This window comes from Nocardioides donggukensis (assembly GCF_014842875.1).
In the GTDB taxonomy this organism is placed as follows: domain Bacteria; phylum Actinomycetota; class Actinomycetes; order Propionibacteriales; family Nocardioidaceae; genus Nocardioides; species Nocardioides donggukensis.
In genome coordinates this window covers 933,652-957,834 of sequence record NZ_JACYXZ010000001.1, presented here as the reverse complement: position 1 = coordinate 957,834, position 24,183 = coordinate 933,652, and the positions used below count along the sequence as shown (strand labels likewise).

Annotated in this window: 21 protein-coding genes, 2 tRNA genes and 1 pseudogene; 3 read left to right on the top strand and 21 right to left on the bottom strand. The window is 72.6% G+C overall.

The genetic code is table 11. The features are described from left to right. Nucleotides 1-10 precede the first annotated feature (10 nt). Genes ndk through IE331_RS04725 form a run of 4 tightly spaced genes read right to left on the bottom strand, consistent with a single transcriptional unit; the run spans nt 11 to nt 2,702 of the window. Entirely contained in the window at nt 11-418 is a 408-nt protein-coding gene (ndk, locus tag IE331_RS04740; RefSeq protein ID WP_192140950.1) for a nucleoside-diphosphate kinase, read from the bottom strand. Nucleotides 419-428: 10 nt separating this feature from the next. After that, complete coding sequence (locus IE331_RS04735) at nt 429-830, bottom strand: DUF4233 domain-containing protein (protein ID WP_201931066.1); 402 nt, start codon at nt 828-830, stop codon at nt 429-431. After that, complete coding sequence (locus IE331_RS04730) at nt 827-2,221, bottom strand: bifunctional folylpolyglutamate synthase/dihydrofolate synthase (RefSeq protein ID WP_192140948.1); 1,395 nt, start codon at nt 2,219-2,221, stop codon at nt 827-829. Before IE331_RS04730 ends, IE331_RS04735 begins: the two co-directional genes overlap by 4 nt. A gap of 13 nt (nt 2,222-2,234) precedes the next feature. Beyond that, nucleotides 2,235-2,702, bottom strand: coding sequence for an SRPBCC family protein (locus tag IE331_RS04725; protein WP_192140946.1), 468 nt, complete (start codon nt 2,700-2,702; stop codon nt 2,235-2,237). A 75-nt stretch (nt 2,703-2,777) separates the two neighbouring features. Here IE331_RS04725 and valS point away from each other — a divergent pair, with 75 nt between their 5' ends. Continuing rightward, complete coding sequence (valS, locus tag IE331_RS04720) at nt 2,778-5,405, top strand: valine--tRNA ligase (protein ID WP_192140944.1); 2,628 nt, start codon at nt 2,778-2,780, stop codon at nt 5,403-5,405. Nucleotides 5,406-5,435: 30 nt separating this feature from the next. On the opposite strand, the gene IE331_RS04715 is transcribed toward valS, so the two are convergent. The 9 genes and pseudogenes from IE331_RS04715 to IE331_RS04675 all read right to left on the bottom strand — a co-directional run bounded on the left by IE331_RS04715 (nt 5,436) and on the right by IE331_RS04675 (nt 14,032). Further along, the gene (locus IE331_RS04715; protein ID WP_192140942.1) at nt 5,436-6,242 is read right to left on the bottom strand and encodes a hypothetical protein; all 807 of its coding nucleotides are present in this window, start codon (nt 6,240-6,242) and stop codon (nt 5,436-5,438) included. 147 nt (nt 6,243-6,389) lie between these two features. Then, nucleotides 6,390-7,673, bottom strand: coding sequence for an ATP-dependent Clp protease ATP-binding subunit ClpX (gene clpX / locus IE331_RS04710; RefSeq protein WP_192140940.1), 1,284 nt, complete (start codon nt 7,671-7,673; stop codon nt 6,390-6,392). Between the two features lie 119 nt (nt 7,674-7,792). Beyond that, a pseudogene (locus IE331_RS04705) lies at nt 7,793-8,407 on the bottom strand (ATP-dependent Clp protease proteolytic subunit); the annotation flags it as partial. Nucleotides 8,408-8,441: 34 nt separating this feature from the next. Next, nucleotides 8,442-9,074 (bottom strand): ATP-dependent Clp protease proteolytic subunit, encoded by a 633-nt coding sequence (locus IE331_RS04700; RefSeq protein WP_318646781.1) that lies wholly within the window; start codon nt 9,072-9,074, stop codon nt 8,442-8,444. Nucleotides 9,075-9,179: 105 nt separating this feature from the next. Beyond that, a complete protein-coding gene (locus IE331_RS04695; protein WP_192140936.1) occupies nt 9,180-10,361 on the bottom strand; it encodes an esterase/lipase family protein in 1,182 nt (393 codons plus the stop codon). A 75-nt stretch (nt 10,362-10,436) separates the two neighbouring features. Next, the gene (locus IE331_RS04690; protein WP_192140934.1) at nt 10,437-11,687 is read right to left on the bottom strand and encodes a hypothetical protein; all 1,251 of its coding nucleotides are present in this window, start codon (nt 11,685-11,687) and stop codon (nt 10,437-10,439) included. Nucleotides 11,688-11,721: 34 nt separating this feature from the next. Continuing rightward, nucleotides 11,722-12,483 (bottom strand): lipase family protein, encoded by a 762-nt coding sequence (locus tag IE331_RS04685; protein ID WP_192140932.1) that lies wholly within the window; start codon nt 12,481-12,483, stop codon nt 11,722-11,724. A 19-nt stretch (nt 12,484-12,502) separates the two neighbouring features. After that, on the bottom strand, nt 12,503-13,924 hold the full coding sequence (gene tig, locus IE331_RS04680; protein WP_192140930.1) for a trigger factor: 1,422 nt from the start codon (nt 13,922-13,924) through the stop codon (nt 12,503-12,505). 35 nt (nt 13,925-13,959) lie between these two features. Beyond that, a tRNA-Pro gene (locus IE331_RS04675) sits at nt 13,960-14,032 on the bottom strand. Nucleotides 14,033-14,247: 215 nt separating this feature from the next. On the opposite strand from IE331_RS04675, the gene IE331_RS04670 reads away from it, so the two are divergent. Next, nucleotides 14,248-15,714, top strand: coding sequence for a PhoX family protein (locus tag IE331_RS04670; RefSeq protein WP_192140928.1), 1,467 nt, complete (start codon nt 14,248-14,250; stop codon nt 15,712-15,714). A gap of 15 nt (nt 15,715-15,729) precedes the next feature. Here IE331_RS04670 and IE331_RS04665 read toward each other — a convergent pair. The 7 genes from IE331_RS04665 to metG form a co-directional block, all read right to left on the bottom strand. Then, nucleotides 15,730-15,800: transfer RNA gene (locus IE331_RS04665), tRNA-Gly, on the bottom strand. Nucleotides 15,801-15,864: 64 nt separating this feature from the next. Then, nucleotides 15,865-16,971, bottom strand: a complete 1,107-nt coding sequence (locus IE331_RS04660; protein WP_201931065.1) for a PP2C family protein-serine/threonine phosphatase — start codon at nt 16,969-16,971, stop codon at nt 15,865-15,867. A gap of 6 nt (nt 16,972-16,977) precedes the next feature. Continuing rightward, nucleotides 16,978-17,829 carry an Fpg/Nei family DNA glycosylase gene (locus IE331_RS04655; RefSeq protein ID WP_192140926.1) on the bottom strand — a complete coding sequence of 284 codons (852 nt, stop codon included), beginning with the start codon at nt 17,827-17,829 and terminating at the stop codon, nt 16,978-16,980. Beyond that, complete coding sequence (locus IE331_RS04650) at nt 17,822-18,337, bottom strand: ribose-5-phosphate isomerase (RefSeq protein ID WP_192140924.1); 516 nt, start codon at nt 18,335-18,337, stop codon at nt 17,822-17,824. Before IE331_RS04650 ends, IE331_RS04655 begins: the two co-directional genes overlap by 8 nt. A gap of 12 nt (nt 18,338-18,349) precedes the next feature. Further along, entirely contained in the window at nt 18,350-19,240 is an 891-nt protein-coding gene (locus IE331_RS04645) for an alpha/beta hydrolase (RefSeq protein ID WP_192140922.1), read from the bottom strand. After that, entirely contained in the window at nt 19,240-19,809 is a 570-nt protein-coding gene (locus IE331_RS04640; protein ID WP_192140920.1) for an LURP-one-related/scramblase family protein, read from the bottom strand. The genes IE331_RS04645 and IE331_RS04640 overlap by 1 nt, the downstream gene beginning before the upstream one ends. Next, entirely contained in the window at nt 19,806-21,608 is a 1,803-nt protein-coding gene (metG, locus tag IE331_RS04635; RefSeq protein ID WP_192140918.1) for a methionine--tRNA ligase, read from the bottom strand. The genes IE331_RS04640 and metG overlap by 4 nt, the downstream gene beginning before the upstream one ends. Nucleotides 21,609-21,690: 82 nt before the next feature. Between metG and IE331_RS04630 the strand changes: the two genes are divergently transcribed. Next, entirely contained in the window at nt 21,691-22,959 is a 1,269-nt protein-coding gene (locus tag IE331_RS04630; RefSeq protein WP_192140916.1) for a DUF2254 domain-containing protein, read from the top strand. A gap of 32 nt (nt 22,960-22,991) precedes the next feature. On the opposite strand, the gene IE331_RS04625 is transcribed toward IE331_RS04630, so the two are convergent. Beyond that, nucleotides 22,992-24,158 (bottom strand): N-acetylmuramoyl-L-alanine amidase, encoded by a 1,167-nt coding sequence (locus IE331_RS04625; protein ID WP_192140914.1) that lies wholly within the window; start codon nt 24,156-24,158, stop codon nt 22,992-22,994. Nucleotides 24,159-24,183 lie beyond the last annotated feature (25 nt).

Here is a 24,183-nt window from a genome sequence, read left to right as displayed (position 1 = left end):
ACACGCAGGCCTACAGGGCGGGGAACCAGATGCCGATCTCGCGGTCGGCCGACTCCGGCGAGTCCGAACCGTGCACGAGGTTCTCGCGGTTGGACAGCGCGAGGTCGCCGCGGATCGTGCCGGGGGCGGCCTTGCGGCCGTCGGTCGCGCCGTTGAGGGCGCGGACGACCTCGATCGCCTCGTCGCCCTCGAGCACCAGGGCGACCAGGGGGCCGCTGGTGACGAAGGTGCGCAGCGGCGGGTAGAAGTCCCGGTCGACGTGCTCGGCGTAGTGCCGGTCGGCGAGGTCGCCGTCGATGCTGCGGTGCACCATCGCCACGATCGTGAGCCCCTTGGCCTCGAAGCGGCCGACGATCTCGCCGACCAGTCCCCGGCGGACGGTGTCGGGCTTGAGCAGGACCAGGGTGCGCTGAGTCATGGCGGGCAGCCTACCCAGCCCGGGGCGCGCCTCCGGCGGGTGGCTCCTCGCCGGCGTCGAAGGCGGCGTAGGCCGCGGCCCGCTCGCGCTCGATGCGGCGGCCGAGCCCGTAGGCGGTCCCCCAGAGCAGCCCGAACAGGGCCCCGAGGAAGAACATCACCGGCACGAGGAGGCCGAGCGCCACGGCGGCCACCTGGATCGCCCAGCCCAGGCCGTAGGCCCACTCCTTGCGGAGCATGCCGGCAGCGACGATGCAGGCGACGGCCAGGCCGAGGCCCAGGGCCAGCGCGGTGCCGAGCGGCACGTCGGCCACGGTGACCATCACCGGGGTGCTCAGCCCCAGCGTGATCGCCTCGAGGGTCAGGACCGCCGCGCACATGCCGCGGCGCGGCGACCGCCCGCGCTCGCTCACGTGCGCTCCCGGTGCAGCATCGCCCGGGCCTCTCCGACGGTGACCACGGAGCCGGTGACCAGGACGCCCCCGGACCCGAGCGGGTCGCCGAACGCCTCCCCCGCCTCGGCCAGCGCGGCGGCCTGGTCGATCGCCGTCGCCAGGTCGGGGACCACCGTGACCCGGTCCTGCCCGAAGATCTCCAGCGCGACCTCGGCCAGCTCCCGGGCCGGGAGCGCCCGGTCGGTGGTGTTCTGGGTGCAGATCACGTGGGCCAGGTGCGGCTCGAGCTCGGTGAGCAGGCCGCGGTGGTCCTTGTCGGACATCACGCCGAGCACGCCGATCAGCGGCGCGAAGGCGAACGAGTCGTCGAGCGCCCCGGCGACCGCCGCCGCGCCGTGCGGGTTGTGCGCGGCGTCGAGCAGCACGGTGGGACTGCGCCGGATCACCTCCAGTCGGCCAGGTGAGGTGGCCTCGGCGAAGGCGGCACGGACCAGCTCGTCGTCGAGCGGCTCGGTGCCGGTGAACGCCTCGACGGCGGCCAGCGCCATCGCCGCGTTCTGGGCCTGGTGGGCGCCGTACAGCGGCAGGAACACCTCGTCGTACCTCGCCCGGAGTCCCTGGAGGGTGACGGTCTGCCCCCCGACCGCGGGCACCCGGGAGACCACCCCGAACTCCAGGCCCTCCCGGGCCACGGTGGCGTCCACGTCGGCCGCGCGCTCGTGCAGCAGCGTGGCCACCGCCTCCTGCTGCCGGGCCAGCACGACGGTCGCGCCCGGCTTGATGATCCCGGCCTTCTCGGAGGCGATCGCGAGAGGGGTGTCGCCGAGGAACTGGGCGTGGTCCACGTCGATGGGCAGCACGACGGCCACGGCGCCGTCGGCGACGTTGGTGGCGTCCCAGGTGCCGCCCATGCCGACCTCGACGACGGCCACGTCGACCGGCGCGTCCGCGAACGCGGCGAACGCCATGCCCAGCACCGTCTCGAAGAACGACAGCGGGTGGTCCTGCTCCGCATCGACGAGGTGGGTGAACGGCGCGACGTCGTTGAACGCGCGCACGAACGCCTCGTCGGAGAGCGGCTCGCCGTCGACGCTGATCCGCTCGCTCATCCGCTCGACGTGCGGGCTGGTGAAGCGGCCGGTGCGCAGGTTCAGCGTCCTCAGTAGCCCGTCGATCATCCGCGAGGTCGAGGTCTTGCCGTTGGTGCCGGTCAGGTGGATCACCGGGTACGCCGTCTGCGGGTCGCCCAGCAGGGCGGTGAACGCCCGGATCCGGTCCAGGGACGGTTCGAGCCGGGTCTCGGGCCAGCGGGACAGCAGCGCGTCCTCGACCTCGGCAGGGCTCTCGGCCAGCCGGGCCTGGGGGCCGGGCTCGGGGGACTCGGGGGGCCCGGGGGGAGTGTCAGTCATCGCGGGGGCGAGTCTATGCCGCACCCACGTGGGCCAGGAGGTTGGCCGAGAACCGGCGTCCCATCGTGGCCATGACCCCCTTCATGACCGAGTTCACGGCGGGTGCGGCGAACCGCGACAGTGGCAGCTCGACGTGCACCTCGAGCCGGATCGCCAGCCGGGTCCCCTCGGGGGTGTCCTCCAGCAGGTAGCGCCCCTCGGCCCCGGCCGGCTCCCGCTTCCCCGCGGGCGGGTCGTGGGTGAACTCGATCCGCTCCTCGGGGGTGAGGGACATCCGCTCGGTGAAGGCCGGGACCACGCTCGTGCCGAGCACCGGGAACCTGGTCAGCTGCCAGCACCAGTGGTCGCCGTCGGCGGTGACGCTCTCGAGGAACGGCGTCAACCGGGGCAGGAGGTCGGGGTCGGTGAGGGCGGCCCACAGCACGGAGCGGTCGGCCGCGACGACGGCCTCGCTGGTGGTGGCGGCCGAGAAGCGGGACATGGCGCCCATCCTGTCAGGGCCCCGGCAACGGAACGGGTTTCCCGACCCCGACGCCACACCCGTAACATTCCGGGCATGACGCAGACCTCGAACCCCACCGAGCAGCCCGGTACGACGTCCCCCCGCGCCGTCGTCGTACCGGACAAGCCGGCGCTCGAGGGTCTCGAGGCGCGCTGGGCGGCCCACTGGAAGGCCGAGGACACCTACGCCTTCGACCGCAGCCGGCCGCGCGAGGACGTCTACTCCATCGACACGCCCCCGCCGACGGTCTCCGGCTCGCTGCACGTGGGTCACGTCTTCTCCTACACGCACACCGACCTCGTGGCGCGCTACCAGCGGATGACCGGCAAGTCCGTGTTCTACCCGATGGGCTGGGACGACAACGGCCTGCCGACCGAGCGTCGGGTGCAGAACTACTACGGCGTCCGCTGCGACCCCTCGCTGCCGTACGAGCAGGACTTCACCCCGCCCGAGAAGCCGGACCCGAAGCGGCAGGTCTCGATCAGCCGGCCCAACTTCGTCGAGCTCTGCGAGCAGCTGGTCGAGCAGGACGAGGAGGTCTTCGAGCAGCTGTGGCGCCAGCTCGGCCTCTCGGTGGACTGGAGCCAGCACTACACGACGATCGGGCCGAACGCGCAGACCGTCAGCCAGCGGGCGTTCCTGCGCAACTTCGCCCGCGGCGAGGCCTACCTGCAGGAGGCGCCGACGCTCTGGGACGTCACCTTCCAGACCGCGGTGGCGCAGGCCGAGCTCGAGGCCCGGGAGTACGCCGGCCACTACCACCGGGTCGCCTTCCACGCCTCGTCCGCACAGCCCGGCGGCGACGACCGGGTCTACATCGAGACCACCCGCCCCGAGCTGATCCCGAGCGTGGTGGCGCTGATCGCGCACCCTGACGATGAGCGGTACGCCGGTCTGTTCGGCAGCACCGTCACCTCGCCCGTGTTCGGGGTCGAGATCCCGGTGCTCGCCCACCCGCTGGCCGAGATGGACAAGGGTGCCGGCATCGCGATGTGCTGCACGTTCGGCGACCTGACCGACGTCACCTGGTGGCGCGAGCTCCAGCTGCCGGTGCGCGCGCTCATCGGCCGGGACGGCCGGATGTCCCGCGAGACCCCGGAGTGGCTGGCCGCCGAGCCCGCCGCCGCGGCGTACGAGGACCTCAAGGGCAAGACGGCCTTCAGCGCGCGGGAGGCGATGGTCGCCAAGCTGCGCGAGTCCGGCGACCTCGAGGGCGACCCGACCCCGACCCAGCGGATGGCGAACTTCTACGAGAAGGGCGACAAGCCGCTGGAGATCGTCGCCACCCGGCAGTGGTACGTCCGCAACGGCGGCCGCGACGCCGAGGTGCGGAGCGAGATGCTCGAGCGCGGTGCCGAGATCACCTGGGTGCCCGGGCACATGAAGCACCGCTTCGACAACTGGGTCGGCGGCCTCAACGGGGACTGGCTGATCTCCCGGCAGCGGTTCTTCGGGATCCCGTTCCCGGTCTGGTACCCGCTCGACGCGGACGGTGAGCCGGACTACGACCACCCGCTGCTGCCCACCGAGGCCGAGCTCCCGGTCGACCCGTCGACGGCGGCGCCGCGCGGCTACTCCGAGGACCAGCGCGGCGAGCCGGGCGGCTTCCTGGGCGACCCGGACGTGATGGACACCTGGGCGACCTCCTCGTTGACCCCCCAGATCGCCGGCGGCTGGGAGTCCGACGAGGACCTGTTCGAGCGGGTCTTCCCCATGGACCTGTGCACGCACGCGCACGACATCATCCGCACCTGGCTGTTCTCGCGGGTGGTGCGCGCCCACTACGAGAACCACGCGGCGCCCTGGAGCCACGCCCTGATCTCCGGCTTCATCGTCGACCCGGACCGCAAGAAGATGTCGAAGTCGAAGGGCAACGCGGTCGTGCCCTCGGAGATCCTCGACAAGTACGGCGCGGACGCCGTCCGCTGGCGGGCCGCCATGGCCCGGCCGGGACTGGACTCGCCCTTCGACGAGACCCAGATGAAGGTCGGGCGGCGGCTGGCCATGAAGGTGCTCAACGCCTCCCGCTTCGTGCTCGGCAGCGTCGGAGCCACCGACCCCAGCCCGGTCGCGGTCTCCGACCCGGTCGACTGCGCGCTGATGGGGCGGCTCGCGGACGTGATCACGGCCGCGACCGAGTCCTTCGACGCCTACGACTACACCACCGCCCTGGAGACCGTCGAGCGGTTCTTCTGGGAGTTCTGCGACGACTACCTCGAGCTGGTCAAGGAGCGCGCCTACGCCGAGGACGGCGGCCTGGGCACGGCCTCGGCCCGCGGGGCCCTGGCCGTGGCGCTGCACGTCCAGCTCCGGCTGCTGGCACCGTTCCTGCCCTACGTCACCGAGGAGGTCTGGTCGTGGTGGCAGGAGGGCTCGGTGCACCTCAGCGCCTGGCCGAGGGCCACCGACCTCGGCCCGTCGGCGGCCGCCACGAGCGCGATGCTCGACACCGTCGCCGCCGCGCTCACCGGCCTCCGGGGCGCCAAGTCGCAGGCCAAGGCCTCGATGCGTGCCGAGATCGCGCACGCCGAGATCACGGGCACCGCGGAGATGCTCGACGCCGTGCGCCGGGCCGAGCAGGACCTGCGCCAGGCCGGCAAGGTGACCGGAGAGCTGGAGCTGCGCGAGGTCGCGGACGCGACCGAGCTGACGGTGAGCGCCACCCTCGCCGAGACCGACTGAGCCGGCCGGGGGCCGGCCGCAGGGGCCCGGCTAGTGCTTCTTCGCCTTCTTGGCGGGCTTGGCCTTCTTGACCGGCTTGGCCTTCTTGACCGGCTTGGCCTTCTTGACCGGCTTCGCCTTCTTGACCGGCTTGGCGTGGTCCCGGCCGGGCGCCGTGCGCACAGCCACCGAGGGACCGTCGCCGGGTGAGACCGACCCGTGCGCCTTCGCGGGCTTGGCGGGCTTCGTGGGCTTGGTCGGCTTCGTGGGCTTGGTCGGCTTCGAGGGCTTGCTCGGCTTCGCCGGCCTGGGCTTCTTCGCGGCCGGGTGCTTCGTGGCGGCCATGGTCGCGGTGGCGGTCTCGACCGCCACGACCGCGTCCTGGACGTCCTGGGTGGCCTGGTCCAGCTGACGGGCGAGCACGGTGGCCGGGCCCTCGGAGTCCGAGGTCCCGCTCCGGCGTGCCGAGCTGCGAGGAGTCGCGCTCCCGCTCGACCGGGGTGCCGACTGCGCGGGCCGGGTCGCCGCGGCGCGGGACCGGCGTGGGGCGAGGACGGGCGTCGCCGGGGCGGCCGTGGCCGGCGCCGATCGGGAGCCGATGGCCACCGACGACTCGGCCGGGTCCGGTGCCGGCACGGGCGTCGGGCCGGTGCCCGGCGCCGAGTCAGCGGGCTCGGACCGCGGCACCCGCACCGCGTCCAGGGTCACCCCGGCGGCCACGACGCTCACCGGCGCCACCCGGCTGCCGACGATGACCTGGAGCAGGCCCTGCTGGTGCAGCGTGTAGCCCATGAAGATGCTGCAGAGCAGCGAGACCACGACGAATGCCGCCAGTGGACGCTGGTGCTCCGCGGTCAAGACTGCTCCCGAGAGGTGAGGGACGGGGGTGGGCACCGCCATCCTCTCCGAGGAGACCGACCGGTCGCGCCAGAACTGCGACAATCCACCCGACAGCAGCCCGAAATCACCCGAAGTGACTAGGCCCGCCTGGTCATGCGGTGCGGCTCAGGCCGACTTCTTCTTCTTCGGCTCGTCCTCGCGCGGGATCAGGGTCGGGTTGACGTTGTCCTCCACGACCTCCCGCGTCACCACCACCTTGGCGATGTCTCCACGCGAGGGCACGTCGTACATCACGTGGAGGAGCACCTCCTCGATGATCGCCCGCAGCCCACGGGCTCCGGTGCCCCGCTCCATGGCCTGGTCCGCGATCGCCTGCACGGCGTCCTCGGTGAACTCGAGCTCGACGCCGTCGATCTCGAAGAGCTTCTGGTACTGCTTGACCAGCGCGTTCTTGGGCTCGGTGAGGATCTGCACGAGGGCCTCGTTGTCGAGCTTGTTCACGCTCGCGATGAGCGGGAGCCGACCGATAAACTCGGGGATCAGGCCGAACTTGGTGAGGTCCTCGGGGCGCACCTGGCCCATGAGGTCCTCGGCCTCGCGCTCCGCGGCACCGCGGACCTCCGCGGTGAAGCCGAGCGTCTTCTTGCCGACCCGCTGCTCGACGATGTGCTCGAGCCCGGCGAAGGCACCGCCGACGACGAACAGGATGTTCGTGGTGTCGATCTGGATGAACTCCTGGTGCGGGTGCTTGCGCCCGCCCTGCGGCGGCACCGAGGCGGAGGTGCCCTCGAGGATCTTCAGCAGCGCCTGCTGGACGCCCTCGCCGGAGACGTCGCGGGTGATCGAGGGGTTCTCCGCCTTGCGGGCCACCTTGTCGATCTCGTCGATGTAGATGATCCCGGTCTCGGCCTTCTTGACGTCGTAGTCGGCCGCCTGGATCAGCTTGAGCAGGATGTTCTCGACGTCCTCACCGACGTAGCCGGCCTCGGTGAGGGCGGTGGCGTCGGCGATCGCGAACGGCACGTTGAGCATCCGTGCCAGGGTCTGGGCGAGGTAGGTCTTGCCGCAGCCGGTCGGCCCGATCACCAGGATGTTGGACTTGGCGACCTCGACCGCCTCCTCCTTGGCGTGCTTCCCGGCACCCGCGGCCGCACCCGACTGGACCCGCTTGTAGTGGTTGTAGACCGCCACCGCGAGGGACTTCTTGGCGTGCTCCTGGCCGATGACGTAGGAGTTGAGGAAGTCGAAGATCTCCTTCGGCTTCGGCAGCTCGTCGAGGCCGACGTCGGAGCGCTCGCTCAGCTCCTCCTCGATGATCTCGTTGCAGAGGTCGATGCACTCGTCGCAGATGTAGACGCCCGGTCCGGCGATCAGCTTCTTGACCTGCTTCTGGCTCTTCCCGCAGAAGGAGCACTTCAGCAGGTCACCTCCGTCACCAATGCGCGCCACGGGCGGTCAACCTTTCCACGTCAGGCCGGCACCGGCTCACTGCTCCGGCACCGGTTCTGTCAACTTCTCGACGGTACCCCGAGCCGCCCCCGATTGGGGACGGACACGAGGACCGCGTGTCAGACAAGTGCCGGGATCCCCTTGCGCGACTCCAGCACCGCGTCGATCAGGCCGTACTCCACTGCCGCCTCGGCGGTCAGGATCTTGTCGCGCTCGATGTCGCGGCTGACCTCCTCGACGCTCTTGCCGGAGTGCTCGGAGATCATCCGCTCGAGCAGCTCGCGCATCCGCAGGATCTCGTTGGCCTGGATCTCGATGTCTGAGGTCTGGCCGAAGGTGCCCTCGGTGTAGGGCTGGTGGATGAGGATCCGGCTGTTGGGCAGCGCGAGCCGCTTGCCGTTGGCGCCGGCCGCCAGCAGGATCGCCGCCGCCGAGGCAGCCTGGCCCAGGCACACGGTCTGCACGTCGGGCTTGATGAAGCGCATCGTGTCGTAGATCGCGGTGAGCGCCGTGAACGAGCCGCCGGGGCTGTTGATGTAGATCTGGATGTCGCGGTCGGGGTCCATCGACTCCAGGCACAGCAGCTGGGCCATGACCGCGTTGGCGATGTCGTCGCTGATCGGGGTGCCGAGGAAGATGATCCGGTCCTCGAAGAGCTTGCCGTAGGGGTCGATCCGGCGGAAGCCGTACGACGTGCGCTCTTCCCACTGCGGGATGTAGTAGTTCATGTGTGTGTCCTGCTCCCTCGTCGGGGTCGTGGGGGTGGGCTCAGTCGTCCGCGTGCGCGGGTCGACCCTGGTCGGCGGCCTCGCGGGCGCTCTTCACGACCTGGTCGACCAGGCCGTACTCGAGCGCCTGCTGGGCGGTGAACCACCGGTCCCGGTCGGCGTCCGTGATGACCTGCTCGAGGTCCTGTCCGGTGTGCTCGCTGATCAGCTCCAGCAGCACGTTCTTGATGTGCAGCGACTGCTGCGCCTGGATCTTGATGTCCGAGGCGGAGCCACCCATGCCCGAGGACGGCTGGTGCATCATGATCCGGGCGTGCGGGAGCGCGTAGCGCTTGCCCTTGGTGCCGGCGCACAGCAGGAACTGGCCCATCGAGGCGGCCAGCCCCATCCCGACCGTGGCGACGTCGTTGGGGATGTAGTTCATCGTGTCGTAGATCGCCATGCCGGCGTCCACGGAGCCGCCGGGGCTGTTGATGTGCAGGAAGATGTCGGCCTCGGGGTCCTCGGCCGAGAGCAGCAGCAGCTGGGCGCAGATCGCGTTGGCGTTCTGGTCGCGCACCTCGGAGCCGAGGAACACGATCCGCTCGCGCAGCAGACGCTGGTAGATGTGGTCGTCGAGCCCGTACGTCGCGGTCCCGCCCCCGTTCGCCAGGGGGATGTCCTTCTCGCTCAGATCGTTGTTCACGAGGGCGACACTAGCCCGTGCCACGGACAGTTCCACGGGATCGCCACCCCTGTTCGCCCACAGCGGATTCGCGACCCGGGCCCCGGGCGGGCGTCAGGACAGCCACTGGCGGAGGGCGACGCGCACCTCGGGGTGGTTGAGCAGGTCGAAGTGGTCGGCGCGGCCGACGTGCAGCACGGTGCCGTCCGGGAACAGGTCGGCCCTGCCCCGTCGCCGACCGTGCGCGGAGGGCGGTCGCACCAGCAGGTCGCCCAGCAGGGCGCCCACCGGGTGCCGCGGCGAGGCGGTGAGCGAGGCCGACACCAGGCGGTAGCGCGCGTGCGGCAGCGGGGGGACGTCCTCGGCCAGCCCCTCGACCAGGTCGTGCACGCCGACCGACCGCCAGTCCAGGATCCGCCCGAAGGCCGCCGCCTCCGGCACCCGGGCAAGCAGCCGGCTGCCGTGGCCCACGCCCCGCGCCACGTGGGCACCGGTGTGCGGGGTGCCCAGCGTGACCACGTCGCTCACCAGTCGGGTCCAGGGCTGCTCGGCGTCCGTCGCGACCGCTCCGGCCGCCCGCATCACCAGGCCCCCCAGCGAGTGCCCCACCAGCGCGATCCGTTCGACGGGGACCGGCCAGTGGTCGACCGTGCGCTGGAGGAGCGCGGCGAGCGCGGCGCCGTTCGTGCGCAGCGGGAGCCCGGTGTTGGCGCGCAGGAGCACGGGGGTCCAGCCGTCGTCGGCCAGCGCCTCGGCGTACGTCGTGCCGACCTCCTCGCGGTGCCGGCTCCAGCTGTCCTCGTTCTCGCAGAGGCCGTGCAGCAGCACGACGACCCGGCCCGTGGCGGCCGGGAACGCGGCGGCCAGCCCGGCCGGGTCGGGACGGACGTCCTGGCCGGCGCGGCGCACCGACAGGGGGATCGCCAGGGCCGGGCGGTCCCGCTCCAGCCGGTCGCCGATGAGTCCGTTCACGGCGGCGTGCAGGAACCGGCCGCCGGCGTGGCCCTCCAGTCGTGGGCCCCGTCCGGTCGCCGCGACGGCCCCCAGCCCGGTCGACGCGGCCCGCAGGCCGGCCCCCAGTCCGGAGTAGACGGAGCCGGCGATCCCGCGGTGCGCGACCTCGACCAGCGGGGGCACCCGGGCGACCCGGCTCACGGGACCGTCCAGGACCCCGTGCACCCGGTCCAGCCAGGCCAGGTGGGTGTCCCGGACGGTGCGCACGACCAGCTCGTCCCCGACCTCGGAGAGCAGGGACAGTGCGTCGAGGAGCCCGGGGCCCGAGGTGCTGGTGCTCATGGCCCGAGGATGGGCGTCCCCCGGGAGGGTGTCAACGATTTGAGTGAACAATCGTGCACCGACGTGGCGCAGGTCTCAGGCCGGCGGCGCGACGGGCCTGCGGTCCAGGCGGAGCCGCAGCCGGGTCGCGGCCTCCTCGACCCGGCCGGAGCGGACCAGCGCCTCGATGAGGGTGTCCTCCACGACCGCTCGCTGGACGTGCGAGCCGCCGTACCGCGCGACCCGGGGCTCCTCGGCCAGCAGGAGGTCGACGGCCCGCCCGACGTCGCCGGAGACGAAGGCGGCCAGCGCCTCGGCCAGCGGCGGCAGCAGCTCGGCCGCGCCCGGTGCGGTGAACCCGGCGGAGTCGACGGCCATCCGGCGCAGGCCGTCGACGTCGCCGGCCGCGGCCAGGGCCAGGAGCGCGTGCACGCCGAGGAACGTGGTCGGCACACCGCCGGCCAGCGCGGCCAGCGTGTCGGCCCACGGCACGCCCCACGGCGCGGTGCCGGACGGCACGTGCCCCCACAGCTGTCCGCGCCACAGCAGCGAGGCACCGTCGACGAGACCGCCGGCCCCGGGCCAGGTGGCGCACTGCCGGTGCCGGGCCAGGGCCGCATCCGGGTCTCCCAGCGCCAGCTCGTGCAGCGCCGCGTGCCAGGCCAGGTGACCGGAGAACGGCGCCCGGCCGTCGGCGGTGGGCAGCCACTCCTCGAGCCAGCTCAGCCCGGCCGCGTGCTCCCCCGACTCGAGGAAGACGTGGGTCATCGGGTGGCCGCCGTCGAAGCCGGACGGGTCGAGCTCGAGCGCCCGGCTCGCCAGCCGGTGCGCCCCGGCCAGGTCGCCGCGCTCCTGGGCCAGCATCCCCGACATCCCGAGCAGCAGGGGGTGCTCGCCGACCGCGTCCAGGCTGACCCGGATCCGCTCCGCCACCTGCTCCGGCGCCTCCGGTCGGGTCGAGTGGAGCAGCACGAAGGCGGCGACCTGGAAGCCGATCAGGTCCGCCGGGAAGGACCGGTGGTGGTCCAGCCACTGCGGCGCGGCCCGCCACAGCCCCGCGTCGGCGGTGCTGCCGACGGCGGAGACGAAGGACCGTTCCCAGTCGTGCCGGGCCAGCCCGGACCGGGCCGCCGAGACCTCCGCGGCGGCGTCGAAGGAGTCCTCGCCGGCCAGCACCACGAGCAGCCCGGCCGCGGCCCGGCCGACGGCGAAGCCCGGGTCCGCGCGGTGCACCTCGCGCAGCGCCTGCGCGGCACCGGAGCGCCGACCGAGCTGGAGGTGGAGGTACCGCGACCACAGGTCGGCGGCCTCGGAGGAGGTGCTGAGGCCCCCCGGGTCGCCGCTCATGCGAGCGAATCTATCCGGCCGGTCCGGGCTCGGGTCAGGCCAGCCAGTCGAGCAGTGCCGCGGCCACCTCCGGGTGGCCCGTGAGCGGCGCACCCCCGGTGTCGAGGTCGTAGTGCTCGGCGGTCGGGAACAGGTGGTCGGCCCGCCGGGGCCGACGGGTGAGCGTGCTCCGCCACCACAGGAGGCCACCCAGGACCCTACCCAGCAGTCGCGGCGCGGAGTCGCGCGCGGTGACCAGGCGGTACCGCGCCCCGTCCAGCGGGGCGAGCCCCGGATCCGCCCGGTCCGGGGTGGTGATCGGACCCCAGCGCCGATCCACGCGCACGCCGACCGGGGTCGCCAGTCGAGGCGCCGCGGCGGCCAGGTACGGCGTGCCGAGGAGCACCACGTCGCTCACCCGCGCGGTCCACCCGCCCGTGGAGGTGGGGCGCACCCCGGCCGCGGCACGCAGCACGAGGCCGCCGGCACCGTGCCCGAGCAGCGCGATCCGGTCGACCTCCACGGGCCAGGACTCCACGAGGCGCTGGAGCGCCGCGGAGACCGCGGCACCCGCGGACCCCGGAGCGGCGTCGGCCACCCGCAGGTGCACCGGTGTCCAGTCGAGCAGGCGCGCCAGCTGGTGGGCGTACGTCGCGGCGCCGGGGCCCCGGGACCAGGCGCCCTCGTCCTCGCCCGGGGGCGGCAGCAGCACGAGCAGCCGCCCCCCGGCGTGCGGGAACGCCCGGCCCACGGACTCCGGGTCGAGCCCGACCGCACGACCGGAGACCCGGACCGCGACCGGATCCAGCACGGGCATGCCGAGGGTGTGCCGTCGGTCAGGCCTGGGCGGGCTCCTCGGCGGCGGACTCCTCCGCCGACTCCTCCGCGGCCTCGGCGGCGGGCTCCTCGGCCGACTCGTCCTCGGGCTCGCCGATCGTGCCGTCGGGCTGCAGGTTCTTCAGGTCGACCACGGTGCCGCTGGCGTCCTTGACCACAGCCGACTCGACGATCGTCGCCAGCGCCTTGCCGCGCAGGATCTCCTGCACCAGCTCGGGGATGTGGTTGTGCTCGAACATGTGGTTCGCGAACTCCTGCGGGTCCTGCCCGGACTGCTGGGCGCGCCGCACGAGGTGCTGGGAGAGCTCGTTCTGGTCGACGCCGAGCTCCTCCTTCTTCGCCACCTCGTCGAGGATGAACTGGGCCGCGACCGCGTCCCGGACCCGGCGGTCGAGGTCGGCCTCGAACTCGTCCTGGGTCTGCCCCTCCTCCTCGAGGTAGGCCTCCATGGTCGTGCCGGCCTGCGCCAGCTGCTGCTCGACGGACTGGCGGCGGGCGTTGAGCTCCTCGGTGACCAGGCTCTCCGGCAGCGGGATCGAGACCTGCTCGAGGAGGCGCTCGAGGACCGCGTCCCGCGCGGCGGCGGCCTGCTCGAGGCGCTTGCCGCGCCCGAGCCGCTCACGCACGTCGGCCATCAGCTCCTCGACGGTGTCGAACTCCGAGGCCAGCTGGGCGAAGTCGTCGTCGAGTGCGGGCAGCTCCTGCTCCTGCACGGCCGTGACGGCCACCGCCACCTCGACCTCCTGACCCACGAGGTCTCCCCCGACGAGCTGCGAGGTGAAGGTCTGCTGCTCACCGGCGCTCATGCCGGCCAGGGTCTCGTCGAGCCCGTCGAGCATCCCGCCGCGACCGACCTTGTAGGACATGCCGGTGACCTCGGCGCCCTCGACGACCTCGCCGTCCTGGGTCGCCTTGAGGTCGATGGTCACGAAGTCGCCGTCCGCGGCGGGGCGGTCGACGTCGTTGAGGGTGGCGAAGCGCTCACGCAGCGCACCGGCCTGCTCCTCGACGTCGTCGTCGGTGACGGTGACGTCCTCGACCTCGGCCTCGATGCCCTCGTAGTCGGGCAGCTCGACCTCGGGCTTGACGTCGACCTCGGCGGTGAACTCGAGGGTCTCGTTGTCCTCGAACTTCGTCACCTCGATCTCCGGCTGCGCCAGCGGCTCGAGGGAGTTCTCCTGGAGGGCCTCGATGTACTTCTGCGGGAGGACCTCGTTCACCGCCTCGTTCAGCACGGCCTCCCGGCCGACCTGCCGGTCGATGACCATGGGCGGGACCTTGCCCCGGCGGAAGCCGGGGACGTTGATCTGCTGGGCGATCTTGGTGTAGGCCGCGTCGAGGCTCGGCTTGAGCTCCTCGAAGGGCACCTCGACGGTCAGCTTGGCCCGGGTCGGGCTCAAGGTCTCGACGGCGCTCTTCACAGGTCTGTCTCCTCAGTGTGGGTGGTGTGGGGCTGTCGGGGCGACAGGACTCGAACCTGCGGTCTCCTGCTCCCAAAGCAGGCGCGCTAGCCACTACGCTACGCCCCGCCAAGATGCCCGCAGGCGCCTTGGAGCGGATGACAGGCGGCCGGGCATCCGCGCTGGTCAGGGCCGATCCCCCTGCCGCTGACCAGCGACCAGACTAACAGAGCCCCAGTCCCCACCACCCATCCCGGGAGGTCCACGACTGGGGTGGTGATCCCCCCGAGTCCCGGTCTAGGTTGGCCGGTGAGACCCACGTCACCACACCCCGGGAGATCACGATGTCCCTCGATCGTCGTACGTTGCTCAAGTCCACCGCCGGCGTCGCCGCGGCCGGCCCCTTCGCCGGCCTCGCGGCCGCTCCCGCCCAGGCACACCGACGGCGCCCGCCGCGGGCCGACGGCCTGGTCGCGGTGAAGGACCAGCGGGACGGCGTCGTCCGCCTGCACCTGCCGCGCGGCTTCAACTACCGGTCCTTCCACGACACCGAGCAGCCGGTCACGCTGACCGACGGCACCGCCCTGCCCGGCCGGCACGACGGCATGGGCACCTTCCCCGGCCCGCGCGGCAGCACGCTGCTGGTGCGCAACCACGAGGTCAACACGCCGCGTGCGGCGTTCGGACCGGGCGACCCGTACGACTCGATGGCCGGTGGTGGCACCACCACGATCCAGGTCGGCCGCAACCGGCGGGAGATCAGGTCCTTCACCAGCCTCAACGGCACGATGATGAACTGCTCGGGCGGCCAGATGCCGTGGGGCTCCTGGGTGACCTGCGAGGAGACCATCAACGGCCCCGACGTCGGCCCCGACTTCACCGGGACGCCCAACGTGCCGCTCCAGCAGCCGCACGGCTACGTGTTCGAGGTGCCCGCGAGCCACGTCCCGGGCGCCGGCCAGTCGAGCCGCCAGCCGATCCGCAACGCCGGCCGGTTCGCCCACGAGGCGGTGTCGTTCGACCCGCACGGTGGCCACCTCTACCTGACCGAGGACAACTTCGGCTTCGCCTCCGGGTTCTACCGCTACCGGCCGCCGAGCGACCCGATGCGGGTGGGCCGGCTCGAGGACGGCGGGACCCTGCAGATGCTGAAGGTCGTCGGCGTCGACAACGCGCACCTCGAGGCGCAGCAGACCAACGACACGACGTACGACGTCGAGTGGGTCGACATCGCCGAGCCGGACGTCGTCTACGACTACACGCCCGGCAGCACCGCCGAGACCACCAACAACACGGCGCTGACCCACGTCAGCCGGCAGGGCTGGGAGCAGGGTGCGGCGTACTTCTCCCGGCTCGAGGGTCAGGTCTACGACCGCGGCGTCGTCTACTTCACCTCCACGCAGGGCGGTGGTCCCGCGGAGCCGGGCACGCAGAACGGCAGCGGCTACGGTCGCGGCTCGGGCCAGGTGTGGGCCTACGACACCCGCCGGCAGACGCTCCGCGTGGTCTTCCAGTCCCCGGGTCCGCTCGTGCTCGACCTGCCCGACAACATCACCACCTCCCGCCGTGGCACGCTCGTGGTGTGCGAGGACAGCTCGGGGGACAACTTCCTCCGGGGCCTGACCCCGCACGGCGACCTCTGGGACATCGCCCTGAACCGGCTCCGCTCCAGCAGCGGCGGGGAGCGGTTCGGGGACGAGTTCGCCGGGTCGACGTTCAGCCCGGACGGGCACACCCTGTTCGTGAACATCCAGGCCAGCGCCGGGATGACGTTCGCGATCTGGGGGCCGTGGAGCTCGATCGGCGTGTAGCCGAGCGGGCATCGGAGCGGATGACGGGAATCGAACCCGCGTAGCCAGTTTGGAAGACTGGGGCTCTACCATTGAGCTACATCCGCGTCGCCCCCGACGGGTCGGGGGCGGGCGCTGCGAGGCACATCGTGCCACATGCCCGGGCCGCGCTCAGCGTCGGTGCAGCAGCAGCAGCGCGCGGTCGTCGTTGCGCGAGCCGAGCCGGTCGATCAGCCGGCGGGCACCCTGCTCCATCCGGTCGTGCAGCAGTCGCTCCGCGGTGCCGACCAGCCGGTCGATCCCGAGCCCGATGTCGCGCGCCGGGGTCTCGACCAGGCCGTCGGTGTAGAGGAGCATCGCGTCGCCGCTGCCCATGCGACCGCACGACGCGACGAACTCGGCGCCGTCGTAGAGGCCCAGCACGGGGCCCTCGGACTCGTGGACCAGCCACCGGCCGGATCCGGCCAGCAGCTGGACACCGGGCGGGTGGCCGGCGGTGCGCAGGGTGAAGTCGCCGGTCTCGAGGTCGACGGTGATGTGGATCGCGGTGGCGAACCCCTCCTCCCAGTTCTGGCGCAGGAGGTAGGTGTTGGCCGCCGGCAGGAACTCCTCCGGCTCCAGGGCCCCGAGGAGCCCGCTGAACGCACCCGAGAGCAGCAGGGCCCGGGTGCCCGCGTCCTCACCCTTGCCGGAGACGTCGACCACCACCAGGTCGAGCCGGCGCCCCCAGCCGGGCCGGGAGGCGACCACGAAGTCGCCGGCGAACGGCGACCCGCCGGCGGACCTGAGCGCCGACTCGGCGTACCAGTTCGCCGGGAGCGGCGGCAGCATGCCCTGGCTCTGGATCCGGTCCCGCAGGTCCACCAGCATCGACTCCCCCTGCACGCCGGCGACGCCGAGCCGGGAGCGCCGGAACGAGGCGATCATGATGATCAGCCCGAGCAGGAAGACGATGACGACCGCGATCACGAGCCGCGCCGTCAGCTCCCGTCCGTCGCTGGTCCCGACGAGCGCGAGCATCAGCCCGGCGAGCACGAAGACCACGAACCAGGGCAGGTGCCGCGGCCCCAGGAGCAGGCTGCCCAGCACCATCGGCAGCACGAACATCGTGAGCGGCCAGACCCTCCAGTCGGCGAGGATCAGCCCGACGATCGCCAGCGTGAGCAGCGTCAGCCAGAACAGCGCGAACCCCTCGGCCGGGGTCACACGTCGGCGCAGCCGGGCCCCGGTCCGGCGCAGTCGCCGGACCGGTGCGGCCCGCGAGGTCGTGAGACTCACAAGCGCTTACTGTAGGGCAGCGCGGGACCTGAAGTGGGGCTGACAGCGAGGACACCAGAACGAGTTCCGACCGGCCAGGACCTCGGTCCGGACCCGGCTCCCGCAGACGTGGCAGGGCTGCCCGGCGCGCCGGTAGACGTAGACCTCGCCGCCGTGGTCGTCCCGGCGCGGGTCCCTGCCCATGGCCTCCGGGGTGTGCTCGGGTCGCACCGTGTCGATCCGCCCGGTCGCCACACCCTCGGCCATGAGGCCGACCAGGTCCTCCCATAGCGCCGTGAACTGGCCGCGGCGCAGGGTCCGGCCCGGCCGCAGCGGGTGCATCCGGTGCCGGAAGAGCACCTCCGCGCGGTAGACGTTCCCGACCCCCGCCAGCACGGCCTGGTCCATCAGCAGGTCGCCGATCGGGCGGTCGCTGGCCGAGATCCGACGCCACGCGGCCGCCGGGTCGGCGTCGGCGCGCAGCGGGTCCGGGCCGAGCCGGCCCAGCACCCGGTCCCGCCCGGCGAGGGTCACGAGGTCGCAGGTGGTGGCCCCGCGCAGGTCGGCGTACGCCGTCGGGCCGGGGTCCGCGGTCACCAGCCGCAGCCGCACCTGACCCACCGGGGCCGCGACCACGTCCACGTCGGAGTGCACCGCGAAGCCGCCGATGAGCCCGAGATGGACGTGCACGAAGCGCTCGCCGGGGAACTCCACCCAGAGGTGCTTGCCGGCCGACTCGGCGCCGACGCAGGTGGCGCCGTCCAGCTGGGCGGCCTCGGCCGCGAACCGGCCCTGGGGGCTGCTGACCGAGACGACCCGGCCGGCGAACGCACCGGCCAGCTCGTCGGCCAGTCGCCGGAGGGTGTGCCCCTCAGGCATCCGCGGCGTCTGGCCCGCGCAGGGCGGACTCGGGCAGCGGCGGCAGGTCGCCGTGCGTCTCGTAGTCGGCGAGCATGCCGATCCGGCGCACGTGCCGCTCCTCCCCCGTGAACCCGGTCGCCAGGAAGGTGCCGACGAAGCGGGTCATGTTCTCCACCGGGTGCATCCGGCCGCCGACCGAGATGACGTTGGCGTCGTTGTGCTCGCGGGCCAGCCGGGCGGTCTCCTCGGACCAGACCAGGGCGGCCCGGACCCCGGCCACCTTGTTCGCCGCGATCTGCTCGCCGTTGCCGGAGCCGCCGATCACCACACCGAGGCCGTCCCCGCCCTCGGCCCACTCGGCCGCGACCGCCTCGGCGGCGCGCAGGCAGAAGACCGGGTAGTCGTCGAGGGCGTCGTAGACGAACGGACCGTGGTCGACGACCTCGTGGCCCTCGTCGACCAGCCAGGTCAGGAGGTGGTCCTTGAGCTCGAGGCCGGCATGGTCGGAGCCGAGGTGCACGCGCATGGCGGCAGTCTCTCAGGGCAGCAGGCCGCGCAGGAAACCGGCCAGCTGGCGGGTCAGCGGCTCGGCGGCGTCGAAGGCGTCCGGGTGCCGCCAGAAGCCGTGCGTCATCCCCAGGTAGCGGGTCGCGGTCACCTCGACGCCGGCCTCGGCGAGCACCCGGGCGAGGTGCTCGCCCTCGTCCCGCAGCGGGTCGTGCTCGGCGGTGACCACCAGCGTGGGCGGCAGCGTCCCCAGCCGGTCGGAGAGCAGCGGCGCCAGGTCCGGGTCGGTCAGGTCTGCCGGGGAGGCGGCGTACTGCTCCCAGTACCACGCGGCCTCCCGCGGGTCGAAGCCGTCCGCCGCGGTGCGGTAGGAGTCGAACGACGCACCGGGGTCCAGGAACGGGTAGGTCAGCGCCAGCCCGGCGAGACGACCGGGGTGGCGCAGCGCGGCGACCAGCGCGAGGTTGCCCCCGGCGCTGTCGCCGTGGGCGTACGTCGGCACCGCCAGGCCGTGCTCGTCTCCCGCACGCTCCAGCCAGCGGAGCACGGTGTCGACGTCGTCGGGCGCCGCCGGGAAGCGGTGCTCGGGAGGGCGGCGGTAGTCGACGGACAGGACGGCCAGGCCCGAGCGGAGCGCCAGCCTGCGGGCGGCGGCGTCGTGCACGTCGACGTCGTTGAGCACGAATCCCCCGCCGTGCAGGTGCAGCACCAGGCCGGGGACCGGCCGAATCGGGACGTAGAGCCGGCACGGGACGCCGTCGGCATCGAGGTCGCGGACCTCGGCGACCGGCTCGCGGGGCTCCTGCGCCGCCAGCCGCCTCGACTCGGCCCGCGCCGCGGCGATGTCGAAGCCCGGGGCGCAGACCGAGGGCTCGGCCAGAGCCCGCTCGATCGCGGCACGGGCCTGGGGGTGCAGGACCATCAGCGGGACATGAGGGCGTCGAGACCGACCGCGACGGCGGCCGCCACCCGGAAGTCGACGCGCGGGTCCGGCACGGTGACCCGGTAGCGGTCCCCGATCGTGAACCTCCGCTCACTGCTCATCAGCGGGTTGCCGCCGGAGTCGGTGAAGTCGAAGTGCACGGGCAGGAAGTCGAGCTCGGCGAAGCGTCGCAGCAGCGCCACCACCTGGTTGCGCTCCTGCCCGCGGCCGGCGTACCCGGGGCCCTCGATCGAGAACGTGGAGCGGAGCAGGCTGGCCCCGAACTCCTTCTTGAAGTAGCCGAGCGGCTGGCCGCTCTCGTCGGTGACGTCGTAGCCGGCATTGAGGTCGAGCCGCTTGCGGGCCTTGAAGCCGAAGACCGGTCGGGACCGGGTCTCGTCGGTGAAGAAGGTCACCTGCTCCTTGAACGCCATCCGCTTCTGCTCAGCGAACGCGAGCAGCGGCCCCTCGCTCCCGTCGGGGTTCAGGGTGGAGATCTGGTAGCGGTTCACCATCAGCGTCAGCTTCTGGCGCACCTGGAAGGCGGGCACGTACATCGCCGCGGTCATCGGGCCTCCTCCTCGAGCCGGGCCAGCTCGTCCTCCACGACGGCCGGGTCGAGCTTGGTGAACACCGGGCTCGGCCTGCCGACCGGGGTGCCCGCCGCGACCGGGGTGCGCCCCCACGCCCGGACGGTCGTGTAGTCGCCGGTGAGCACCGGGTAGTCCGCTCCCCCGTCCAGGTCGGCGACCTCCTCCAGGCGCGGCATCGGCTGGACGTCGCCGTCGCCGCCGAAGACCAGGTCGACGGCGTTGGCGGAGAACGGCAGGAACGGCGCGAGGACGGTGTTCAGGTCGACCACGCACTGGGCCATGACGTGCAGGACGGTGGCCAGGCGCTCCCGCTGCTCCTCGCCCTTGAGCTTCCAGGGCTCGTGGTCGGTGACGTACTTGTTGACCTCGGCGACCGTGCGCATCGCCTCCGAGATCGCCTGCTTCTGCCGATGCCTGGCGATCAGGTCCCCGACCGTGCCGAAGGCGGCCTCGACGTGGGCGAGGACCGCCTCGTCGGCGTCGGTCAGCTCGCCCGCGGCCGGGATCTCACCGAAGTTCTTCGCGATCAGGGTGGCGGTGCGGTTGACGAGGTTGCCCCACCCGGCGACCAGCTCGTCGTTGGTGCGGCGGACGAACTCCGACCAGGTGAAGTCGGAGTCCTGGTTCTCCGGGCCGGCCGCGGCGACGAAGTAGCGGAACGCGTCCGGCTGGTAGCGGCTCAGCAGGTCGCGGACGTAGATCACCACCCGCTTGGAGGAGGAGAACTTGCGGCCCTCCATCGTGAGGAACTCGCTCGAGACCACCTCGGTGGGCAGGTTCAGGGCGCCGAGCCGGTGCGGTTCGCCACCGAGCGACCCGCGGCCCGAGTAGGCCAGCAGCTCGGCCGGCCAGATCTGGCTGTGGAAGGTGATGTTGTCCTTGCCCATGAAGTAGTAGGACAGCGCCTCGGGGTCGTTCCACCACGACCGCCACGCGTCCGGGTCGCCGGTGCGCCGGGCCCACTCGATGCTGGCGGAGAGGTAGCCGATGACCGCGTCGAACCAGACATAGAGCTTCTTGGTGGGGTTCTCCCGCCACCCGTCCAGCGGCACCGCGATCCCCCAGTCGATGTCGCGGGTCATGGCCCGGGGGCGGATCTCCTGGAGGATGTTCTGGCTGAACCGGATCACGTTCGGACGCCAGGTCCCGCTGGCCTCCCGCTCGTCGAGCCAGGCGCCCAGCGCCTCGGCCAGCGCCGGCAGGTCGAGGAAGAAGTGCTGGGTCTCGACGAACTCCGGCACCTCGCCGTTGATCTTCGACCGCGGGTCCTTCAGCTCGTGCGGGTCGAGCTGGTTGCCGCAGCTGTCGCACTGGTCGCCGCGCGCGCCGTCGTACCCGCAGATGGGGCAGGTGCCCTCGATGTAGCGGTCCGGCAGGGTGCGGCCCGTCGACGGCGAGATCGCGCCGTACGTCGTGCGCTCGACGAAGTAGCCGTTGGCGTGCACGCCAAGGAACAGCTCCTGGACCACCGCGTGGTGGTTGCGGGTGCTGGTGCGGGTGTAGAGGTCGTAGGAGACGCCGAGCGCGCAGAGGTCCTCCGCGATCATCCGGTGGTTGACGTCGGCCAGCTCCTGGGGGCTGACCCCGGCCTCGTCCGCGGCGATCAGGATCGGCGTGCCGTGCTCGTCGGTGCCGGAGACCATCAGCACGTCGTGGCCGGCCATCCGCATGTAGCGCGAGAACACGTCGGAGGGCACACCGAAGCCGGCCACGTGGCCGATGTGGCGGGGGCCGTTGGCGTAGGGCCAGGCGACGGCGGAGAGGACCTTGGTCATGGCCGCAATCCTAGGGGCGCCGGACCCGCCGGTTCCGGGCGGGAGCGGGCGGGCCGCGGGCCGGACAGGGTAGAAACAGGTCATGACGCCTCGTCGCCCCTCCCGTGCCGCCGTGCCGACCCCCTCCCCCACGGCGGCGCTGGGCCGGACCCGACCGTGGTTCGAGCGGGCCTTCGACCCGTTCTGGGTGGTGCCGGCGCTGTGGTGCCTCGGCGCGGTCGTCGCCGCGGTGCTCATCCCGGCCGTCGAGGGACCGGCCGGCCGCGGGGTGCCGCTGCTCTTCGACGGCGGACCGGCGGCCGCGCGGAACGTGCTGTCGACGATCGCCGGCGCGATGATCTCGGTCACCGGCCTGGTCTTCTCGATCACGATCGTGGTCCTACAGCTGGCCAGCAGCCAGTTCTCGCCGCGGGTGCTCAACACCTTCCTCGACGACCCGGTCACCCAGCACACGCTGGGTGTCTTCGCCTCGTCCTTCGTCTACGCGCTCACCGTGCTGCGCGCGGTGCGCGACGCCCCGGCGGACGGCGAGCCGTTCGTGCCCCGGCTGGCGGTCACCGTGGCCTACCTGCTGGTCCTCGCGGCGGTGGGGATGTTCCTCGCGTTCATCCACCACATCACCCAGTCGATCTCGGTGAGCACGATCACGCACCGGGTCGCTGACCAGACCCGGGACCTGATCGAGCGGAGCCGGCCGAGCGGCCAGGTCGCGGGCCCGCGACCCGAGCTGCCCGACATGGAGCACCAGACGACGGTGGTCGCGCAGCGGTCGGGCTACCTCGACTCGCTGGACCTCCAGGGTCTGCAGCGGCTGGCGCGGCGCCGCGGGGCCCGGCTGGAGGTGCTCTACCCCCTGGGCAGCTTCCTGCCCGAGGGCGCGCCCGCGGTGATGGTGCGCACCCAGGAGCCACCGGGCGAGGGCTGGGACGACGACGTGGCCGCCGGGCTCGGCATCGCCCGCGAGCGGACGATGCACCAGGACCCCACCTACGGCTTCCGCCGGCTCGTGGACATCGCCGAGCGGGCGCTCTCCCCGGGCATCAACGACCCGACCACGGCCGTCCAGGTCATCGACGAGCTGCACGACGTGCTCCGCCGGATGGCCGCGACCGCGGACCCGTGGCCGGTCTGGTACGACGAGGAGGGGACGCCCCGGCTGGTGACCACCGAGTGGACCTTCGCGCAGTACCTCGACCTCGCGGTCGACGAGATCGCGCACTGGGGTGCCGACGGGCTCCAGGTCCCGGCCCGGCTCCGGGAGATGCTCGTCGACCTGCAGGTGGTGGCCGGGGCCGAGCACCGGGAGACGGTGGTGGCCAAGCTCAACCGGCTGGGCCAGACCGAGAGATGAGCCGCCCGATGAGCGACCGGTGAGCCGATCGGTCAGAAGCGGTCGATCCGGCGCTGGGACCGGGACCTGATCCCCGGCAGCCGGTCGTAGAGCCGGGTGCCCGGGCAGGCGGTGTCGTTGGTGTCGCGGTGCCCGTCGATCGCCGGGAGCCGGACGACGCGGCCGCTGGGGTACTTGTCGCTGCCCTTCGACCGGATCGAGACCCGGACGTCGGCGTCGCGGCCCTCCTTGTCGAGCTTCCAGGCGGCCAGCCGGACGATCGTGGTCTTCGCCTTCTTCCAGGCCCGGTCGGTGCCGATGAGGGCGATCCCGGTCGAGGCGTGGTTGAAGCCGAGCGTGTGCGCGCCGCGGACCCGCTTCGCGTGGCCGCCCGAGCGCCCCACCCATGCCCGGCCGAACCGGTCGACGAGGAAGTTGTAGCCGATGTCGAACCAGCCCAGCGTCTGGGTGTGGTAGCGGTACATCCCGCGGATCAGGCCGGGGACCTCGCTGCGGGAGTAGTCGTTGGCGGTGGCGGTGTGGTGCAGGTGGACCTGCTTGATCCGCTTCATGTACACCGGCTTGCCGTTGCGCCAGCTGCCGTCGGCGCCCCACGACGGCCGACCGCGCAGATCGGGGGCGGGGGCCCGGGTCGGAGCCGCCTCACGGGCCTGCTCGGTGGTGCCGGTGCGCGCGGCGATCGGGGCGGCGTCGTCGTCGGAGGGCAGCGTGCCGGGATCGATGAGCACCAGCTCGAGGTCCCGGGCCGTCCTGGACGCGGTACGCACCTGCACCCCGTCCGCGCTGCCGACCCAGAGCAGGTCCGAGGCCCGCCCGGTGGTCGGACGGCCGTCGGCCAGCTCGGGGAGCGGCATCCAGCCGCTCCAGCGCTGCTCGCGGCGGACCCGCACCTCGGCGTCCGGGTCGGGGCCGGCCCAGGTCAGCGCGACCTGCGAGAAGCCGGCCGTGCCGAGCCGTCCGGTCCGGGCCCCGGTCCCGGCGGCCTGCAGCCGCCCGACGCCGAGCCGGACCGTCGCCTGCCGCACCGGGTCGCCGGGGTCACCGGCGGCGAGCTGGATCGGGGCGGTCCGGTACGCCGCCGGGGCCGCCGGCATCCCGTGGGCGGCCGGTCCGAGGCCGGTCAGGGCGATCGTCGAGGACAGCAGCAGGACCCCGGCGCGGGCGGGCAGGGAGCGGGATTGACCGAGAAGACGTGGCATAACACCACCCATGATGCGCCTGTGG

Excerpts from the sequence above, each read along its gene's own strand:
- ndk (WP_192140950.1), bottom strand. The coding sequence starts at position 418 with ATGACTCAGCGCACCCTGGTCCTGCTCAAGCCCGACACCGTCCGCCGG.
- IE331_RS04730 (WP_192140948.1), bottom strand. The coding sequence starts at position 2,221 with ATGACTGACACTCCCCCCGGGCCCCCCGAGTCCCCCGAGCCCGGCCCC.
- IE331_RS04725 (WP_192140946.1), bottom strand. The coding sequence starts at position 2,702 with ATGTCCCGCTTCTCGGCCGCCACCACCAGCGAGGCCGTCGTCGCGGCC.
- valS (WP_192140944.1), top strand. The coding sequence starts at position 2,778 with ATGACGCAGACCTCGAACCCCACCGAGCAGCCCGGTACGACGTCCCCC.
- IE331_RS04695 (WP_192140936.1), bottom strand. The coding sequence starts at position 10,361 with ATGAGCACCAGCACCTCGGGCCCCGGGCTCCTCGACGCACTGTCCCTG.
- IE331_RS04690 (WP_192140934.1), bottom strand. The coding sequence starts at position 11,687 with ATGAGCGGCGACCCGGGGGGCCTCAGCACCTCCTCCGAGGCCGCCGAC.
- IE331_RS04685 (WP_192140932.1), bottom strand. The coding sequence starts at position 12,483 with ATGCCCGTGCTGGATCCGGTCGCGGTCCGGGTCTCCGGTCGTGCGGTC.
- IE331_RS04670 (WP_192140928.1), top strand. The coding sequence starts at position 14,248 with ATGTCCCTCGATCGTCGTACGTTGCTCAAGTCCACCGCCGGCGTCGCC.
- IE331_RS04655 (WP_192140926.1), bottom strand. The coding sequence starts at position 17,829 with ATGCCTGAGGGGCACACCCTCCGGCGACTGGCCGACGAGCTGGCCGGT.
- IE331_RS04650 (WP_192140924.1), bottom strand. The coding sequence starts at position 18,337 with ATGCGCGTGCACCTCGGCTCCGACCATGCCGGCCTCGAGCTCAAGGAC.
- IE331_RS04645 (WP_192140922.1), bottom strand. The coding sequence starts at position 19,240 with ATGGTCCTGCACCCCCAGGCCCGTGCCGCGATCGAGCGGGCTCTGGCC.
- IE331_RS04640 (WP_192140920.1), bottom strand. The coding sequence starts at position 19,809 with ATGACCGCGGCGATGTACGTGCCCGCCTTCCAGGTGCGCCAGAAGCTG.
- metG (WP_192140918.1), bottom strand. The coding sequence starts at position 21,608 with ATGACCAAGGTCCTCTCCGCCGTCGCCTGGCCCTACGCCAACGGCCCC.
- IE331_RS04630 (WP_192140916.1), top strand. The coding sequence starts at position 21,691 with ATGACGCCTCGTCGCCCCTCCCGTGCCGCCGTGCCGACCCCCTCCCCC.
- IE331_RS04625 (WP_192140914.1), bottom strand. The coding sequence starts at position 24,158 with ATGCCACGTCTTCTCGGTCAATCCCGCTCCCTGCCCGCCCGCGCCGGG.